Genomic DNA, 3,002 nt, shown 5'->3' with positions numbered 1-3,002 from the left:
ACCGTGCCCGCCGCGGCCGGCGTGCCCGGAGCGTGCGCCAGCCACCGCAGGACGGCGCGCCCCTCCACCTGGGCCAGCGCCGCGCCGAGGCAGTGGTGCACTCCGCCGCCGAAGCTCACGTGCGGGTTGGGGTCGCGAGTGATGTCGAGCCGCTCGGGGTCGGGAAACCGGGCCGGGTCGTGGTTGGCGGACCCCAGGAGCAGCACCAGGATGCGGCCCGCACGCACGGTGCGGCCGTCGATCTCCACCGCTTCCCTCACGTAGCGCGCGGTGGCCTGGATCGGCGCGTCGTAACGCAGGAACTCCTCGACGGCCGGGATCGCCAACTCCGGCCGGTCGCGCAACAGGGCGCACTGGTCCGGGCGTTCCAGCAGTGCGGAGAAGATCGTGGAGATCAGGTTCGTGGTGGTCTCGAAGCCCGCGAAGAACAGGAAGACCACGTTGTCCACCAGCGTCTCCCGGTCGAAGCCGGGATGCGTGCGCCGGGCGGCCAGCAGGTTGCTGACCAGGTCGTCGGCGGGCCGTCTCGCCCGCTCGTCGACCAGCGCCGAGACGTAGTCGCGCAGCCACGTCACCGCCTCGTGCGCCGCCGCCCGCTCCTCGACGGGCACGTACAGGGCGAACGCCTTGGCCAGCTCCACGGCGTGCGGCCGCACCGCGTCCCGGTCCACGTCCGGGATGCCGATCAGCTCGCAGACCACCGTGACCGGCAACGGGAAGGCCAGGTCGCCCACCACGTCCAGCACCCCGCCGGGCCCCGCCCGGTCCTGGGCCTCGGCCATCAGCCGGTCCACCTGGGTGGCGACGTAGTCCTCCAGCCTGCGCATCAGCCCCGGGCTGAACGAACGCTGCATGATGCCCCGCAGGAAGGTGTGCGCGGGCGCGTCCTGGTCCAGCACGATCCGCTTCAGGAACTCGTTGGCGGGCCCCGCCCCGGTGGAGAACTCGTGGTACTCCGGCGGGTACTCGTGCCCGAGCCGGCGGTCCTTGAGCAGTCGGCTGACGTCCTCGTGGTGGGAGACCACCCACTGGCCGGCCGCGCCGCGGGCCAGTCGGCCCGCCGCGCGCAGGTCGGCGTACACCCGGTAGGGGTCCGCGACCACGGCGGGATCGCGGGAGTCGAACTTGACGGGCAGCTCTCGCATGCGGCCGACGCCTCCTGTGGTGTGCGCGTGGTGTCCGCTGAGCGTGACAGCTCCGGAGCGGGGGTGCGGGAACCTGTCGCCAGTCCTTCACCGCCGTCCGCCGTCCGGCGCCGGGCTCGCAGACTGGGCGGGCCAGGGCAACCACCGGACCCGAGCCGCGCACCCGAGGGTGCCGGGAGGTGACGCAGCGTTGAACACCGTGCTGAACATGCCGCGCTTCCTGCTGGACGACGCGCGCGCGGTGCGCGACCCCTATCCGGTCTACCGCCGTCTGCGCGAGTACGGCCCGGTCTGCCGGGGAGGCCCGGGACAGTGGGTCTTCCCGCGGCACGAGGAGGTCTCCGCGCTGCTCCGCGACCCCCGGCTCGGCCGGGAGTTCCCCGAGGAGTACCAGGCGGTGTCGGTGGGCGAGGGGCCGGCCAACGACTATCTGCGGCGCATCGTCGTCGACCGCGACCCGCCCGGCCACACCCGGCTGCGCCGCCTGCTGGTCAAGTCGCTCAGTCCGGCGATGGTGCGCGGGCTGCGTGAGCCCATCGCCCGGCTCGTCGACGGACTGCTGGACCGGTTCGCCGACGAGCGGCGTTTCGACCTCGTCGCCGACCTGGCCGTGCCCGTACCGATGACGGTGATGAGCGAGCTGCTGGACATCCCCCGGCCCGACCGGGCCGACATCGCCCGCCTCTCCACCTCGCTCGCCCAGGCGTTCGCGGTGTTCATCCCGCCGGAGAAGCAGCGCGAGGCGCACGGGGCCGTGGTCGAGCTGCGTGAGTACATGGCCGGGCTGGTCCGCGAGCGCAGGCGCCGCCCCGGCGAGGACCTGCTGTCGCGGATGCTCGCCGCGGTCAAGGACGGCGAGGAGCCGCTGACCGACGAGGAGATCATCGACAACGCGCTGTTCGTCTACTACGCGGGCTTCGAGACGACGACCAACACCATCGCCACCGGCGGTGACCTCCTCGTCCGGCAGCCGCACACCCAGCGGCAGTTGCGGGCCGATCCGGGCGTCGTCGGCAGCGCGCTGGAGGAGTTCATGCGCTACGACGCGCCCATCCACGCCACCACCCGGCTGGCCCTGGAACCGATCGAGATCGCCGGACTGACGATCCGCAAGGGGCGGGTGGTGGTGCTGTTGCTCGCTTCCGCCAACCACGACGAGCGGGTGTTCCACGCCCCGGACCGGGCCGACCTGACCAGGTCGCCCAACCCGCACCTCAGTTTCGGCGGCGGAGTGCACCACTGCCTCGGCGCGGCGCTGGCGCGGATGGAGGGGGCGGTGGTCTTCGAGCGGCTGGTCGCCCGATTCGCGGACATCGAGTCGGCGGGCGAGGGGGTGTGGGAGCCCAGCGAGGGCGGTTTCCGGTTCCCCTACTGGGCCCACCGAAGTGTGCCGGTGGCGGTGCGTCCCGCCTGAGCCGGACGGGACAGCGAGCCCGCCGGCGCGGCGAGCGCGGTCACCACGACGCCCGCACCGGCTGCCCAGCCTCCGCGCAGGGCCGGGAACCCGGTGGCGACCGGGTTGAAGGCCGAGTCGGCCCGGCGGCACCGGCGGAAGCCGCCCGAGACCGGTCGCACCACGAACGAGCCGCGTCCACGGCCGGGTTCGAGGACGACCTCGGCGTCGTCGAAGCCCAGCCAGCGGCCCGTCGCGGGGTACCAGACCTTGTAGTACGCCTCCTTGGCGCTGAAGAGCAGCCGGCACCACGGCACGTCCGCCCCGGTCTCCCCGAGCTCGTCGAGGTGGGCGCGCTCGGCCGCCGAGGCCACCTGGGCCAGCACTCGGTCGGGCAGCGGGGCGCACGGTTCGGCGTCGATGCCCAGCCCGTCGGCGTCCCGGGTCAGCGCCACCGCCGCTGC

The 3,002-nt window shown here is 73.5% G+C and carries 3 protein-coding genes; 1 reads left to right on the top strand and 2 read right to left on the bottom strand.

What is annotated here, in order from left to right; translation table 11 throughout:
* The coding region (locus ACYVE9_RS21115; RefSeq protein ID WP_461029462.1) for a cytochrome P450 at window positions 1–1,145 on the bottom strand (1,145 nt) is incomplete at its 3' end.
* Window positions 1,146–1,344: 199 nt separating this feature from the next.
* Between ACYVE9_RS21115 and ACYVE9_RS21110 the strand changes: the two genes are divergently transcribed.
* Complete coding sequence (locus ACYVE9_RS21110) at window positions 1,345–2,559, top strand: cytochrome P450 (RefSeq protein WP_461029463.1); 1,215 nt, start codon at window positions 1,345–1,347, stop codon at window positions 2,557–2,559.
* On the opposite strand, the gene ACYVE9_RS21105 is transcribed toward ACYVE9_RS21110, so the two are convergent.
* Window positions 2,514–3,002, bottom strand: a 489-nt coding sequence (locus ACYVE9_RS21105) for a 4'-phosphopantetheinyl transferase family protein (protein WP_461029461.1), incomplete at its 5' end; no start/stop codon positions are given. The two genes, ACYVE9_RS21110 and ACYVE9_RS21105, sit on opposite strands and share 46 nt — an antisense overlap.

This window comes from Streptomyces sparsus, assembly GCF_054776295.1.
The sequence above is the reverse complement of the archived record's forward strand: the minus strand, read 5'-3'. Positions and strand labels throughout refer to the sequence as shown.